This window comes from Liquorilactobacillus nagelii DSM 13675, from assembly GCF_019444005.1.
In the GTDB taxonomy this organism is placed as follows: Bacteria; Bacillota; Bacilli; order Lactobacillales; family Lactobacillaceae; genus Liquorilactobacillus; species Liquorilactobacillus nagelii.
This window is the reverse complement of the sequence record NZ_CP049304.1, coordinates 1,264,743-1,280,668: the sequence shown is the minus strand read 5'-3', so window position 1 is coordinate 1,280,668 and position 15,926 is coordinate 1,264,743. Positions and strand designations below refer to the sequence as shown.

11 protein-coding genes and 2 pseudogenes are annotated in these 15,926 nt (G+C 36.2%); 7 read left to right on the top strand and 6 right to left on the bottom strand.

The features are described 5' to 3' along the window. Positions 1-47: 47 nt before the first annotated feature. Entirely contained in the window at positions 48-1,082 is a 1,035-nt protein-coding gene (locus G6O73_RS06580) for a hypothetical protein (protein ID WP_057886250.1), read from the bottom strand. Positions 1,083-1,179: 97 nt separating this feature from the next. On the opposite strand from G6O73_RS06580, the gene G6O73_RS06575 reads away from it, so the two are divergent. From G6O73_RS06575 to G6O73_RS06545, 7 genes and pseudogenes are all read left to right on the top strand, one after another. Further along, positions 1,180-1,764, top strand: a complete 585-nt coding sequence (locus G6O73_RS06575) for a MarR family winged helix-turn-helix transcriptional regulator (RefSeq protein WP_157056702.1) — start codon at positions 1,180-1,182, stop codon at positions 1,762-1,764. Positions 1,765-1,775: 11 nt separating this feature from the next. Next, entirely contained in the window at positions 1,776-3,128 is a 1,353-nt protein-coding gene (locus G6O73_RS06570; protein ID WP_057886248.1) for a dihydrolipoyl dehydrogenase family protein, read from the top strand. A gap of 313 nt (positions 3,129-3,441) precedes the next feature. Further along, positions 3,442-4,017, top strand: a complete 576-nt coding sequence (locus G6O73_RS06565) for a restriction endonuclease subunit S (RefSeq protein WP_057886443.1) — start codon at positions 3,442-3,444, stop codon at positions 4,015-4,017. Further along, complete coding sequence (locus tag G6O73_RS06560; protein ID WP_057886247.1) at positions 4,010-7,222, top strand: type I restriction endonuclease subunit R; 3,213 nt, start codon at positions 4,010-4,012, stop codon at positions 7,220-7,222. The genes G6O73_RS06565 and G6O73_RS06560 overlap by 8 nt, the downstream gene beginning before the upstream one ends. A 143-nt stretch (positions 7,223-7,365) precedes the next feature. Next, positions 7,366-8,592, top strand: a complete 1,227-nt coding sequence (locus G6O73_RS06555) for a restriction endonuclease subunit S (protein WP_057886246.1) — start codon at positions 7,366-7,368, stop codon at positions 8,590-8,592. 27 nt (positions 8,593-8,619) lie between these two features. Continuing rightward, positions 8,620-10,215: a type I restriction-modification system subunit M gene (locus tag G6O73_RS06550; RefSeq protein ID WP_057886245.1), complete on the top strand. Its 1,596-nt coding sequence runs from the start codon at positions 8,620-8,622 to the stop codon at positions 10,213-10,215. A gap of 95 nt (positions 10,216-10,310) precedes the next feature. Next, positions 10,311-10,844, top strand: a pseudogene (locus G6O73_RS06545) (restriction endonuclease subunit S); the annotation flags it as partial. A 14-nt stretch (positions 10,845-10,858) separates the two neighbouring features. On the opposite strand, the pseudogene G6O73_RS06540 reads toward G6O73_RS06545, so the two are convergent. The 5 genes and pseudogenes from G6O73_RS06540 to G6O73_RS06520 all read right to left on the bottom strand — a co-directional run bounded on the left by G6O73_RS06540 (position 10,859) and on the right by G6O73_RS06520 (position 15,811). Further along, positions 10,859-11,791: pseudogene (locus G6O73_RS06540) on the bottom strand (site-specific integrase). Between the two features lie 453 nt (positions 11,792-12,244). Further along, entirely contained in the window at positions 12,245-12,730 is a 486-nt protein-coding gene (locus G6O73_RS06535; protein WP_057886243.1) for a PASTA domain-containing protein, read from the bottom strand. Between the two features lie 307 nt (positions 12,731-13,037). After that, positions 13,038-13,904, bottom strand: a complete 867-nt coding sequence (locus G6O73_RS06530) for an IS3 family transposase (protein ID WP_225353034.1) — start codon at positions 13,902-13,904, stop codon at positions 13,038-13,040. A 2-nt stretch (positions 13,905-13,906) separates the two neighbouring features. Next, positions 13,907-14,167 (bottom strand): transposase, encoded by a 261-nt coding sequence (locus G6O73_RS06525; protein ID WP_034529615.1) that lies wholly within the window; start codon positions 14,165-14,167, stop codon positions 13,907-13,909. Positions 14,168-14,644: 477 nt separating this feature from the next. Then, complete coding sequence (locus tag G6O73_RS06520) at positions 14,645-15,811, bottom strand: MFS transporter (RefSeq protein WP_057885419.1); 1,167 nt, start codon at positions 15,809-15,811, stop codon at positions 14,645-14,647. Between the last annotated feature and the right edge of the window lie 115 nt (positions 15,812-15,926).

Here is a 15,926-nt window from a genome sequence, read left to right as displayed (position 1 = left end):
ATTCAAAAACAACTGAGGTTTCAGCGGTGAATTTTGTTTCAATTAAGTTAGATAACTGGAGTAATAGCCGGTAAATCTAAAGCCTGTAAATAACCAGCTGGCCCAGTAACAACTTGAGGGATAGCATTGACGGTTGGGGCAGCACTGGTTGCATAACTTTCATCCAATGGCATCATACCATTGATGGTAATGTCAAGTTTTGTTGGAATACCGTCGATTTGAATTTTGTTATCAATCTGAGGTTCCTTAAGCACATTGTCGCAAATTTTATGAACATAGATTAAAGAAACTTTTGCTTGCCCATCGACCAGACCGGTCATTGTAAAGCGGTGTCCGTAGATAGTTCCTTTTTTGACAATTCCAAATTTTGGGTGTAAATCTTTTGGCGCAGTAAAATAATCATGCTTAGTCTTAACTTCATCAAATTTGTAACCTAAACGTTGTCCAATTTCATAGACACCAGATACATAATAAGAAACGATGCCTTGAGTTAAGCGCTCATGCGGAAATTTTTCTGGGTCCATTCCGTAGCCAAACACTTTAACCCAACTTGAAGTGTTTTCTTGATCATCTTCACCTGATTGAACGGTGATTTGTTGGACTTCACCCATAATGCCAGCTAAGATTACTGGAAGATAAGAAGCGTATGCTCCTGGAAGTAAACCAGAAGGTAAATAAGAGACGTTATTTTTTTTTGCAGTTTCATCGATCTGACGGAACATTTGTGGATCGGTAGCTTGTGAAAAGTAAATTGGTAAAGTAGTTATCACATTTTGCTTAAGTTGCAAAACGTGAAGAATATCTTGAGCACTCGGAGTAAAACCGCCCTTTTCATCTCGTACCAGGGGTGTGTAATCTAATACAACATCAGCTTGAACGGCTTTAATGGTTTCATCAAGCTGGTCTGAAACAGTAATGCCGGATTTCTTAAAACCAAAAATTTCCCCAGCGTCTTTGCCAATCTTTTGTGGATCAACATCAACGGCGCCAACTAGTTCCAATTGTTGACTATTCAGAATCATACGAATTGCAGCTCGTCCAACATTGCCTAATCCCCAAACAATTACCCGATATTTTTTCAATTAAGCCACCTCCAGCTTTTTCGAAAGATAAGTACTGACTACAAGCTCAATGTATCACAATATAGTCAATCTGTAAACGGTTTCTAAAATTGCTAATTTGGCAACTATACAGTTGCAATCAGCTGAAACAATAAAAAACTTGCTTTTATTTAATAAGCATGCTAAATTTAAAACATCGTATACGACCTATAAAATTAAAGGAGGGGTATTAATCAAAAAATCAGCCGACTTTTATGATGAACTTTGTTTGAGTGTTTATACAACTAATCGATATTTTCATCAGTTATATGCTTGGATATTGCAAGCTGATGGTTTAACTTATTTACAATATATGGTTTTACTAAACGTTGAGCGACAACCTAATTGTTCATTAGCTGATATTTGTCAAACATTAGGGCTGGACAATAACACACTGACGCCGGTTACCCAAAAGTTGCTTCAAAAAGAGTGGTTGATTAAAGAACGTTCAACTGCAGATCGGCGTCGCTGGATCTTAAAGTTAACGCCAATGGCTGTTGAAAGATTTGGTAAGTTACGCGGGCAAGTTGAAAAATTACAAACTCGTTTGATCGGTAATTCTACCAGCGAATTTGAACATATTTTAAGGCAATCGCATGCTTTGAATCAGCGGTTGGAAGAAGTCTTGCAACAGGGCGAGCTTGATGGAAAAAGTGAAAATTAAAGGAGAAAATAATGACTAAGTATGCTTATGATGTAATGTTTATCGGAAGTGGCCATGCAAATTGGCATGCTGCACTAGCCTTAAGAAAAGCTGGCAAAAGAGTTGTTTTGATTGAAAAAGATTTGATTGCCGGAACTTGCACCAATTATGGCTGCAATGCCAAAATCTTATTGGACGGAGCGGCTGATGTTTTGCATCAAGCAGCTGCCTATCAGGGGAAAGGAATTACTGGTGAGTTGAAAATTGATTGGTCAGCTTTAATGGCTTATAAACAAAAGACTATTAATCCACTTCATTTGTTGCTGGAACAGCAATTCAAAGCTGCTGGAATTGAAATTGTCAATGGAACAGCTGAATTTGTTGATCAGCATACAGTTACGGCGGCTGGAAAAAATATTAGTGCCCAAGATATTATTATTGGAACTGGTCAGCGCCCAAGCATTTTACCAATTCCGGGCAAAGAATTAATGCATGATAGTCGTGACTTTTTAGATTTGCCGGAATTGCCTAAACATTTAACTTTTATTGGTGCTGGAATTGTTTCGTTAGAATTTGCGATGCTAGTGCGAGCTGCCGGAGCGCAGGTGACAGTGATTGAATTTGCAGACACGGCTTTACGCGGTGTTGAAGAAAAATACGTTGAGCAGATTTTGCAGCGAATGCGTGATCTCGGAATTGAACTGCATTTTAATGAAGCTGTTCAAAGTGTTGTCAAGCAAGGCTCACGTTTAGTAGTTACGACTGCTAATGGTTTGAAAGTTACAACGGATTATGTAGTTGCTGGAACTGGCCGAATCCCCAATGTTGAAGAATTGGCTTTAGATAAAGTTGGTGTTAAATTTGATAAAACCGGGATCTTAGTTGATGATCATTTACAAACAAACGTTGAACATATTTATGCCAGTGGTGATGTTATTGCTAAAAGAATTCCTAAATTGACACCAACAGCTACTTTTGAATCAAATTATTTGGCAGCTTTGCTGGCTGGTCAAACAACTGCGCCAATTCAGTATCCAGTGGTTGCCAGTGTAATTTTTACCTTGCCGCGAATTGCTCAAGTTGGAGTTACTTCAGCTCAGGCAGCCGCAGAAGATTACCAAGTAGTGACAATTCCTTATGGAGCGCGACTGCGTTTTCAAACTAAAAATGAACCTGCTGCAGAAGCAACTTTGATTTTTGATCAAGAGCATTATTTGGTAGGAGCAAGTGTTTACGGGGATGAAGCGCCAGAATTAATTAACTTTTTGACAATGATTATCAGCCAAAAGCTAACCTTGAGCAAATTGAATCAGGCTGTTTTTGCTTTTCCAAGTCAAACAATCGGTTTGTTAAGTATGTTGAGCCCTTACTTGAAACGAGTTTAATTTTAACGAAAAACGGGTCACTTTCTATTCGGAAAGTGATGGGACCCCAAAAAATAAGGCTTTTTATGGAGTGGAGAAATCCACTCTTTTTTTGCGCATCTAAGAAATATCTAGCATGAGCATTAATATTATTACTTACATTGACAAAAAAACCAACTCAGAATCTTTTATTGTTGTGAATTTTCAAAGCTCCGAAAAACAGTAAATTTGTAATTTTAAAAAAACACAATGAAGACCATTGATTTTTGAATTATAATTTGATATAGTATGTTTATCATAAATTATGTAATTTTAAAAAGGCACGGTGACGAATGTGCGATTGACTAATTTTGTAAAACTAAATGTTGGTTCACCACAATTTCGGATAGAGGAATCCACGTCTCAAGCTGCACCGATCTATAAATTTTATAGTCAAACGGATTTGGAAGATGATCTAAAGGGCATAGTAACAAAAGAAACAGAAAATAAACAAATCAGAACTTTGGATGATGTAGCTACCCTCAAAGAAGGAAATATAATTTTTAGTTTGGTATCTGGTTATGCGGGAATTGTAACCAGTGAGCACGAAGGATATTTGTTTACACAGAACTATGTAGTACTTGAAACAACTAATGAACTTGTTAGTGATTTCTTGGTTTACTTGCTAAATGAAGATAAAATAATTGCTCGTCAATTTCGAATGGGCTTACAGGGATCGATGGTGCTTAAATATACCGTGAAACAGATTCGTGAATTAAAACTTCCTCCATTGCCTACGATTGAGAAGCAACAAATAATTGGAAATATCTACCTAAAGCAGTTGCACTTGCAAGCGTTGCAAGAACGTGTGGCAAAAAATGAGACGATATTAAGATTAGCAAAATTACAGGAGGTAAGGCAGCATGAATGAGAATCAGTTCGAAACGGAATTAATTCAATATATTACTAGTGGAACGATTACTAAGCCAGAGCATTTGGCGGGGATTGGAGATTTTACTGTCCAAGAGAGTGCTACTGATTATGTGATAAAAACTAAATTATGGAAATATGAACCACAAATCAAAACAACTGACCAGCTTTGGGAGAATTTTAAAGCAATTTTGGAACAGCATAATCAAAGTACACTTGATCATCCGCTATCGGTTGTTGAGTTTAATCAAGTAAAAAAGCTAATTTCTGATATTCAAACACCATACCAGGCTGGCCAATTTCTTTATGGTTTGAATGGCGTTTCGCAAATTGAAATTGATTTGGATGATGGGCGCCATGTATTCTTAACGGTTTTTGACCAAAAGCAGATTGGTGCGGGAGATACAGTTTATCAAGTGGTCAATCAGATTAAGCGGCCGGCCGTTATTACGGGTAAACAAGAGCGGCGTTTTGACACCACACTATTAATAAATGGTTTGCCAATCATTCAAATAGAAGAAAAACGTGATACGCATGATATAAATGACGCATTAAACCAAATGCATCAATATATAGATGAAAATCAATATCGTGATATTTTTTCAACACTGCAAATTTTAGTGGCGATCACACCAAATAACGTGAAGTATATGGCAAATACAACGTCAGATAAATTCAATAAGGATTTTGCCTTTAACTGGCAACGTAAAAGTGATAATTCGATAGTTCGTAACTGGCGAGAATTCGCCGACTCAATGCTGTCGATTCCAATGGCTCATCAAATGGCAACTAACTATATGATTTTAGATGGTACCAAGAACAAACAAATGCTTAAAGTTATGCGTCCCTATCAAGTTTATGCAACCCAAAATGTTATTGAGAGTTTGAAAAAAGTTGACTTTGAATTTGGAACCAATAAAGTTGGTTATATTTGGCATACAACTGGTTCGGGTAAAACAATCACAAGTTTTAAGACAGCTTGGCTTGCCAGTCGGATGCCTAAAATTGATAAGGTAGTTTTTGTGGTAGACCGGATTGCCTTGACTAAGCAAACGTATGAAAATTACGCGGCTTATGATCCAGATGGAAGTGATGATTCATTAGGAAGTGTGCAAGATACAAAAAAAACAACCGAGCTTAGCCGGCGCTTGAAAAGTAAAGATAATAACATTATTATAACTTCTGTTCAAAAGCTGGACACACTGGTTAAGCGTAAGAATTTCAAGTCACCAGATAAAAACATTGTGTTTATTGTTGATGAAGCACACCGTTCGACTGGTGGTGATTCATTTAGCGGTATCCAAAAAGCATTTAAGAAATCTGCGTGGGTCGGTTATACTGGAACACCAATGTTTGATGAAACGACTAAAGGTTTGCGTACTGCAGATATTTTTGGCCCATTATTGCACGCGTATACTATTCGAGAAGCAATTGCAGATCGAAATGTATTAGGATTTAAAGTCGATTTTGAAACAACGATTGATGAACAACAAATGAAAGCAGAATATTTGCCGAACTTTTATCGAAAACGATATCCACAATGGGATGATGAGCAAATTAAAAATAAGATTGACAATCTTTCGCAAAATGATATGGATGATGCGGTTGAACCAAGTTTTTATGATGAGAATCCCCAACATGTCCAACTGGTGGTTGCGGATATTTTTAAAAATTGGCGCAATCGGTCAATTGAGGGTAAATACAATGCTTTGTTCACAACTCATGTAGGTGGTGGCAAAGCAAGTACACCAATGGCCATGATGTACTTTAAAGAATTTCAGCGAGTGAATGCAATTAATCGCAAAAATGGCGGACAAACGCTAAAGGTTGCTGTTACATTCAGTCAGAACACATCAAATAATGATAGTATGTTAGCGACAAACCAAGGATTGTATGATGCTATTACGGCCTATAATAGCGAATTTGGAACGGCATTTGGGATGGATGATGTTGCAGGCTATACGCAAGATGTGACAGCACGACTTAATAAGTCGGCAACTGATGGTAATTTTTTGGACATTGTGATTGTGGTCGACCAACTTTTGACAGGGTTTGATGCGCCTGAATTAAATACACTTTATGTTGATCGTACACTAAAAGGTGCTGGGCTTATTCAAGCATATTCACGCACTAACCGAATTGCAGATATGCAAGAGAAATCATGGGGGCGGATTATCAATTATCGCTGGCCAGCTCAAAATGAGAAACTAATGAATCAAGCACTAGCCGTCTATGCTAATAAAGATTCTGCTAATCTATCTGATGAAGAACGCAGTAAACAAAATGTTAAGGATGGCATTACTGCTCCGAAATTTGAAGATGTGTTTAGAAAAGTTAAAGAAACCATAGCTAATCTTTCTAATATGACACAGAATTTTGTCCAATTACCACCTTCAGAAAAGCAACAAGATCATATGTTGGATTTACTGCATGAGTATAATACTGGGATGGCGAAGTTGAAGCAGTATGATCCCAAGGAAGTTGATGGAGAAAAATTTGGTTTTAACTACGATAATCCAGATGAATTAGTTGAAAAACTGGGGATGACTTCTGAACAAGAAACAATGTTAACAACAGTTTTGACTAACGAGTTAAAAACACGTATTTCCAAAAAAAAGAAAATTCCGGTATACCAAATTGAATTGCGAATGACGCATGTTAAAGATGTTAAAATTGACTATGACTACTTGACTGAGTTAGTTGAAAAATTGTTGAATCAAGTACACGAAGGCAAACACGAAGAGGCTAAGACCACGCATGAGAAAATCAAGCAGTTTGCTAACGGACTTGATGACCGTAACTATGCCACGAAGATTAATAATGCGGCCGTTGCCATCATCAAAGGGCATTTTCCGCCAGTTGGATCTGATTTTACCTACCCAGCTAATTTGAAAGATAGTGAGTCGATCATCCAACAAGCAAATAATATTAGTCTTGATCGCGTCTTACTAGACTTTCGCAACAAACGGGGCATTACGGACATTATCACAAGTGCGCAGATGCGTGAGATGTTTAGTCGCCATCGCTACGGTCAACAAGACTTAGATGATACCGGTCAAATTCGCACTATTATTGCTAAAGCAAGTGTCGGATATCAAGAACTGGCGATTGATGAAAAAATTCAAAACCTGCATAAAATCAAATATCGGAATAGTTTACGTGGTGCAATTTATGATTTGGCTGATGAAATGGCAGAAGTTGTTTAAGTAAAAGTTAGGTATTATTTACAGCTTAGACTTGATATGTATTGGCATTGTAGTTATAAAAAAATGAAGTGTATTTTTTATAAAATAGTAAAAGTTGCGCGTATATTTTGCTAAATGATATTAATATAGTTAGAAGGATAAAAATGACAAATAATAAAAGTGGTATACCTAAGTTAAGGTTCCCTGGTTATACGGAACCTTGGGAACAGCGTAAGTTGGGGGAACTGGCTGACATTGTTGGTGGCGGTACCCCTAGCACAAACAATGACGAGTATTGGAATGGTGATATTGATTGGTATTCGCCAGTTGAAATTAACAATCAAATTTATGTTTCAGGTAGTAAAAATAAAATTACCGAGTTAGGTTTACAAAAGAGTTCAGCGAAAGTTTTGCCAATTGGAACGGTTCTTTTTACCTCTCGTGCAGGTATCGGAAAAACTGCTATTTTGGCAAAAAAAGGAACAACCAACCAAGGTTTTCAGTCGATTTTGCCTCATGAAAATAAGCTAGATTCCTATTTTATTTTCTCAAGGACCGATGAATTAAAGCGTTACGGTGAAACTAATGGAGCAGGTTCAACTTTTGTCGAAGTCTCTGGAAAACAAATGTCAAAGATGCCAATCATGCTTCCAAAGATAGAAGAACAGATGAGAATCGGCACCTTTTTCCAACAGCTCGACAACCTCATCACCCTTCATCAGCGTAAGTTAGATGATTTGAAGACTCAGAAAAAAGGTCTACTTCAAAAAATGTTTCCCAAAAATGGTGAAGATGTTCCGGAAGTTCGCTTTCCTGAATTTACTGGCACTTGGAAACGGCGTAAGTGGATAGACACTGTAGATATGTCTACGAATATGGTGGATCCTAAGACTGGAAAGTACGATAAATTATTGCATATAGGTCCAGGAAATATTGAGCCATTTACTGGTAGGATATTGGATAATGTAAACACTGTGAAGGATGATAATTTAATCAGTGGCAAATTTCATTTTAATTCTAATGATATTATTTATGGGAAAATAAATCCTCAACTAGCAAAGTATACTCATGTAAATTTTGAGGGATTAGCTAGTGCAGATACCTATGTTTTAAATTCTAAAAATGGAATTACTCAAGATTTTCTGTACGTAGAATTACAGACATCTGAATTTTATAAATATTCTGTATCCGTATCTATGAGAACAGGTATGCCAAAAATTAATAGAGATGAGCTAAATAAATTTAATTATTTAGTACCGAAAAATGTCGAAGAACAACAAAAAATCGGCACTTTTTTCCAACGCCTCGACAACCTCATCACCCTTCATCAGCGTAAGATTGAACATCTTCAATTACAGAAAAAAGGCCTTTTACAACAAATGTTTGTTTAATACAACGAAAAAAGGAGATTAATCACAATGGCAGATAACAATATACAAAGCATTACTAGTAAACTATGGGCGATGGCAAACGAGCTTCGCGGAAATATGGATGCAGGAGAATTTAAAAACTACATTTTAGCGTTTATGTTTTACCGCTATCTTTCAGAACATCAAGAAGAATATTTGGTAACTAATAATGTAATTGATATACCAAAAGGGAAAACGCCAAATGAGGTTTATATGGCTGAGGCAGCTGGTGATGATTTAGCCGATTACCTCGATGATATATCATCTATGCTTGGTTATGCGATTGCGCCAAAGGATACATGGGTTTCATTGAACGAAAGAATTGACAACGCACAAGTGATTCCAAGTGACTATCAAACAATTTTCGATAATTTCAACAAAAATGCTGAGTTGAATAAAGAAGCAGTGCAAGACTTTAGCGGTGTCTTCAATGATATTAATCTTGGTGATTCACGATTGGGTGCATCTACAACAGCGCGGGCTAAATCACTTAACAACATCGTGAAGTTAGTTGATGATATTGAATATAAAGCTGAAAATGGTAAAGATATCCTGGGTGAAATATACGAATATCTAATTGGTCAATTTGCTGCATCGGCTGGGAAAAAAGGGGGCGAGTTTTATACTCCGCATCAAGTAAGTAAAGTTCTTGCTAAGATTGTAACCAATGATGTTAAAGAAAATAATAAGTCATTTACTGTTTATGATCCAACCATGGGATCAGGTTCTCTCCTGTTAACGGTTGGTAATGAATCACCTCATGGCAAAAAGACGGGGGCCATCAAGTATTATGGTCAAGAGTTGAATACAACAACCTATAACTTAGCACGGATGAATCTAATGATGCATGATGTTACATTCAATAATATGAATTTAAACAACGCAGATACTTTGGAAAACGACTGGCCGGATGGTCCAGATGAAAAAGGAATTGATCATCCACGTTCATTTGATGCCGTTGTAGCCAATCCGCCATATTCTGCCAAGTGGGATAATACAAAGTCAAAGTTAAAAGATCCACGGTTCAGTGATTATGGGAAACTTGCTCCTGCTTCCAAAGCAGACTATGCTTTTGTTTTACATAGTTTATATCATTTAAATAATTCAGGAACAATGGCCATTGTTTTACCGCATGGAGTCTTATTCCGTGGAGCTGCAGAAGGTAAAATTCGGCAAACGTTGATTGAAAAAAATTATTTGGATACAGTGATTGGACTGCCAGCTAATTTATTTTATGGCACAAGCATTCCGACAACAATTCTTGTGTTCAAAAAGAATCGCACAAATAAAGACATTCTGTTCATTGATGCATCAAATGACTATGAAAAAGGTAAAAATCAAAACACCTTAACTGACGCTAACATAGACAAAATTATCGCTACATTCAAAGACCGCCAAGATGTTGATAAATATGCACATGTGGCTAGTCTAGCAGAAATCAAAGAAAATGATTTTAATTTAAATATCCCACGCTATGTTGACACTTTTGAAGAAGAAGAACCAGTTGATCTTCAAGAAGTGAAAAAAATGCTTGCGCAAGACAATCAAGAAATTGCAAAATTAGAAGCAGAAATTGCAGAACAGTTAAAAATTTTAGGTGTATAGACTAAAAATTAGATATAGATAGTAATTTTAACGAAAATTGAAAATAATTAGCCGAGGAAGACGATTTTCCTCGGCTTTTTAACGACGCTTGGGAACAGCGTAAGTTGGGGGGGATTATGGATGTTACATCTGTAAAAAGAATTCATCAATCTGATTGGACAAATAAAGGAGTTCGCTTTTTTAGAGCTAGAGATATAGTTGCTCTATCAAAAAGAGAAAAAATTCAAGACCCACTTTTTATATCTGAGCAGAAATATAATGAATATTCTAAATCATCAGGAAAAGTTCGTGTTGATGATTTACTGGTAACTGGTGTTGGAAGCATAGGTATTCCTTACCTAGTTAAATCAACTAATCCCTTATATTTCAAAGATGGGAATATTATTTGGTTTAAGAACAACGGATATTTAGATGGCAGCTTTTTATACTATTCATTTATAGGAAATAGTATTCAAAACTATATAAAGAAGACATCAGGGTCAGGCACAGTAGGAACTTTCACCATTATGAGCGGTAAAAAAACTCCTATCTTAATTCCAAAAAGTTACAAAGAACAACAAAAAATCGGCACTTTCTTCCAGCAACTCGACAACCTCATCACCCTTCATCAGCGTAGGTCATTCTTATAGAGTAATGCTGATGGTTAACTACTTAAACCAGAAAGAGAGCGCATGACTAAGTCAATGTCTTTGTTTTCTAACTCAGCAATGATGTGTAGATACGTTTTTTGTGTCGTGGTCATACTTGCATGTCCTAAACGTCGTGCTACACTTGCAATTGACACTCCAGCAAATAGTAGAAGTGATGCATGCGTATGGCGCAAACCGTGAATGGTAATAATGGGAATGTCGACATTTTTGCAATGTCGCTCTAATCGTTTATTAGGAGTGGAGTTCCAAACTTTTCCATGGACAAAGAATGGTTCATTTTCCGGTAGACCTTTAAGCAACTCTGTAAACTGGATAACGGTTTGCCAGTCAAGTTGAATCTTGCGATTTGATGTGAAATTCTTAGTGGGCATAAAACCCTGGTTATTTTTATAATCCCAGGTTTTATTAACATTTAGCGACTGATGCATAAAGTCAAAATCTGCCGGTGTCAACGCAAGTGCTTCTGAAAAACGCATCCCAGTTTTAGCAATTAAAAGAATCATCCAGTCCCAGTCTACTTTTGGGCCAAGGTTTAAATCAGCTAGAAGTTTATGAACTTCAAACTGATTTAAGAACTTCTGTTTTTTTGTACGTGGAGTTCGACCTTTGATGATGGCTTTACGGGTGGGGTCACGATCAATTCAGCCTTCATCAACAGCATCAATAATGGCAGCTTTTAGTTGATGATGGAAGTCCATTGTAGTTTGGCGTTCGTGAAATTGTGCATATTCGTTTAACAATTGTTGATATGCGGTGCGGTTAAGTTGACAGACTTCAAGGGCTGGAATAAGTCTTGAAAGCCATTGCTGAGTCATCAAATATTTTTGCATAGTAACTTGGCGTATGGCACCTTCTTTGTAGATCTTAATCCAGCGAGCATAGTATTCGTGGAAAAGTTCGTGTTTAGTATTTTGATTGTTATGCATGATGTAATTCTCCTGTTATTTTTAAATGAATGATGATGTTCCACGCGGATGAAGATGATTTATTGATTGAAAATTTTAAAAATTGAGGACGTGTTATTGATCTTATCAAAAAATTAAAATTTCACTTTTAAAGTGAATTGTTTGTGGCAAATTAACTATATCAAATTAGACTTTCTTTTTCATTACTAAAAAGTTTAAACACAAAAACCCGAAGGTATCTTTTATTATTGAGATACCTTCGGGTTTTAGGATAAAAAATTATTTTTTGAATAAACACTTGTAAGTAGTGATAGTAATAAATTTGGACTTAACTCATGATTGACGAATTTGAACCAATTTTTATTTATTTTGAACTATAAAAAGCATCTCTTCAAAAATAATTTTGGTTTTGAACTGATAAAACTAACTAGTCATGAGGATGAACTGTTTTGAATATAGAAATTCAAATAAATATTATTCTTTATGTTTGTGAAAGTCGAATTTACTAATCATTTTTTTGGTCTGGTTAACAGTACTATCAGTTAGATTGTGTAATTTTTCTTGTTGTTCTTTTTTCTGCTGTTCTTTCTTTAACGCAATAGCATTTTTTAGTTCTTTACTTTTCGTAATAACTGCTTCATCAGCGTAAAACACTTTAACAAATGTTTTTGGATCAACAGCCCAACCGACATTTGGAGAAATTTTTAAAACTGTTAGAGGCCTTCTTTCAGCGTATTTGCTATCTGGGTCTATCAGGGCTTTACTGAATTTGAAACCATAACTTTCTAAAATTGATGATGCTTCATCAACTGGTAATGAGACTACATCGGGTATTTTAATATAATCTTTTCTCTTTTCAAGTTCATTACTTACTATATTCGCTGTTGAGTCCACAAAATCAGGCGCTACTGCATTTAGGGCAGTTTTAGTTAATTTTCCCAACATTTTTTTCTTTGACATGCTTCACATCTCCTATGATAAACTCTTTTCTTCAATAATACTGAATTTAAAAAGTAAAGTCTATTTTTTTGGAAAATATTGAAGCAGCAAAATATTTTCCAAATTTTTTTATCTTATTGGGTTTATCCAATTTGTCTTAATGAAAGATAATGAATTTTGAAAAAACTACTGATTTTTTGTTGAATTTAAAACTATAAAATGATAACTTTTTTGCCTTAATATCACTCATTATACGGGTATGCTTTTAAAAAACAATGACTACTGTTTGGATCTGAGTCAAGTTTTTAGACACGATTACGTAGAATTTCTAACTGACTAATTGTTCCTTTTCATCTGGAGTTAAATAGCCATCGGCACTAATGATCCGCCGAGAATTATAAAATCCTTCAATGTAACTAAACTGAGCCAAATTGGCTTCATGATAGTCTTTGTAAGTCCGTTGGTAAACCTCCTCCTTCTTGAAGCTGGCATGAAATGACTCCACCACAGAATTGTCATACGGATAGCCACGTTTACTGTAAGAGTGCCGGATAGCGTGTTGCTTCAATGCTGTTTCAAGGGCAGTACTTCGATACTGGCTGCCCAAATCAGTATGCAGAATCAAACCAGCCTTGACAGTTCTAGTTTCACAAGCTTGATTAAGTACGTTGACAACCAACTCGGTTGTCATGTGTCGGCTTAATTTATGAGCGATAATTTTGCGAGAATACAAGTCCATGATGGTTGCCAGATAGCACCACCCATCAGTTTTGGTCGGAATATAGGTAATATCAGCAGCCCATTTTTGATTAGGTTTGACAGCTTTAAAGTCTTGTTTTAACAAATTAGGGTAGGTCATTTGGTCAATATAGTTGTTGTGCTCATAGCGCCACTTTTTGACGACAATTGACCGGAGGCCTAGGTGTCGCATCAGCTTTTGAACCAGTTTCAAACTGGCATGATAGCCCTCACGTAAAAGTTCCTCGTGAACTTTAGGAGCGCCATAAACCCGCCGATGATCAAAGTAGATGCGTCGGATTTGCTGGTATAAAACTTGGCGCCGCTTAAACTGTTCAGGCTTAGTCTGGTGCTGGTACTGATAGTAGGTTGATCGACATAAGTGCAACGTCTGACAGACTTCTTTAACGCTATGCGCTGATGCCGTTACTTTAATAGCTGACTGCCAATCTTTGATACTTACTTTTTTGCGAATATGGTTAATGCTTTTTTTAGGATATCGTTTTCACTTTCCAGCTTGGTAATTCTTGCCTGCATTTCTAACAAGTCGGCCTTGGAGACCCCGGTATCATTATCTTTCTTGTACAAATCATTCCATTTATAAATGGTGGCACTGGCAATCCCATATTCGCTGGTAAGATCAGTGACTGATGTCCCGCTTTCATACAGCTGAACGATCATTTTCTTGAATTCGACAGAATATCTCTTTCTTTTGCTCATAAGACGCGATCCTCTCTAGTAGAAATTCTATCAAATCGTGTCCACACTTTCATCCTAAGTCCAATACTACAAAGTGAACTTCCTGATAGTGGAGCAATTACCTTATATTTATTACCTGATGAGATAAATGATAGTCAACTTACGATTTTGGGTGAAATGGCAAGAAAGACGATTAGGAAGCCGAGATTATTGTTTTTATAGAGTACATATTCAATCCAACATTTAAGACATTCACTTAAATTAGTTAGTTTTAAATAAAAGCAGCTAAGTCATAAAAACAATTAAAAAAGGATTTTTTCAATTGTTTTTATGTGATTTTTAGTCCAACAATATCTTTCAATAAAATAATTTTTACTTTCCAACCACTTGCAGGAAAAACCAGTTTGTTGACGTCGCCTAATAGAACTTAAATAAGACCTGCTATATAACTTCAAAAAGCTTTCGACAACAAAAGTCAGCGGAAGCTTTTTTGCAAAACTAATTATTATTTCTGGTAATAACACGGATAACGCCCAGTGAAGCAAGACTAAACAAACTAGCAAACATCCCTAAAAAGCCTAACCCCAAGCTATCAGTAACTAGACCGCCGGCAAATGATCCTATAGCCACTCCGACATTTGAAAAAATTGAATTAAAGGATGAGGCGATGATTAATGACTGCGGATAATCTTCTTTAGCAATATTCATATAATATAATTGCACTGGTGAGTTTTGAATTGCCATGGTTAAAGCCATTAATAGGATTGCTGTTAGCGCCAGCCAATTGATCTTAATTAGCACTGAAAGTAGGATTAAGCTGACAGCTTGGAGCAAAATGAACTTACCTAAAGTTTTCAGCCAATCATGGTTAGCAATGCGCCCACTTATTTGATTGCTAATCAGACCACATAAACCATAAAGAAACAAAATTATTGTCATCCAAGAATGCGAAAAGCCTAATTTATAGATCAATAATGGTTTCAAATAAGTATAAATCATGTAAATTGCCCCAAAGTTCAGAATTGGCAATAAAATTCCCCATAAAATTCGCTTATCAGTTAGAACCTTTAATTGACTATCTAAACTCGCATTCCCTGTTTGTCGCAGGCTGTGCGGTAAAAGAAAATAGGCTAATATCGTTAAAATTACTGCTAGAATAAAAATTCCCCAAAAGGTCAGGCGCCAATTAAAATTGTCACTAATCCAAGTTCCCAAAGGTACACCAAAAACTGACGCAATACTAAAACCAGAAAAAACCCAGGAAACGATCCAAGCGCGTTTTTCGCTTGGAGCAATGGCAGCGGCAAAGGTGATCGCTACCGAGATTGAGGGTCCCGAAGACAGTGCCGTCAGCACCCGGCTAACTAACAAGGTATTATAATCAATTGTTACGGCTGTCAATAAGTTACTAAAGGCAAAAATCCCAAAAAAACTGATTAAAACCTTATGCAAATAAACATGTCCAACTAATAAGTTAATAATTGGTGTTGCAACGGCATAGACAATGGCAAATAAAGTAACCAAAAGACCTACCTGACTAATGGATGTTTGTACACTGCTAGCTAAATTATTAATAATTCCAATAATAATAAATTGACTAAGGCCCATTAAAAATGCTAGTCCAGTTAAAATACTACATTGAAGTTTAAGTTTGTGGGTATTCATTGATTCTCCTCCAGATCCATTCATGACAATTATCAACTTATTTTACAATAATTGCGTTGTGTTGCAGAGTAAAGTGCATATTGTGTAGATAATATGATACTATTTTGAACAAAAA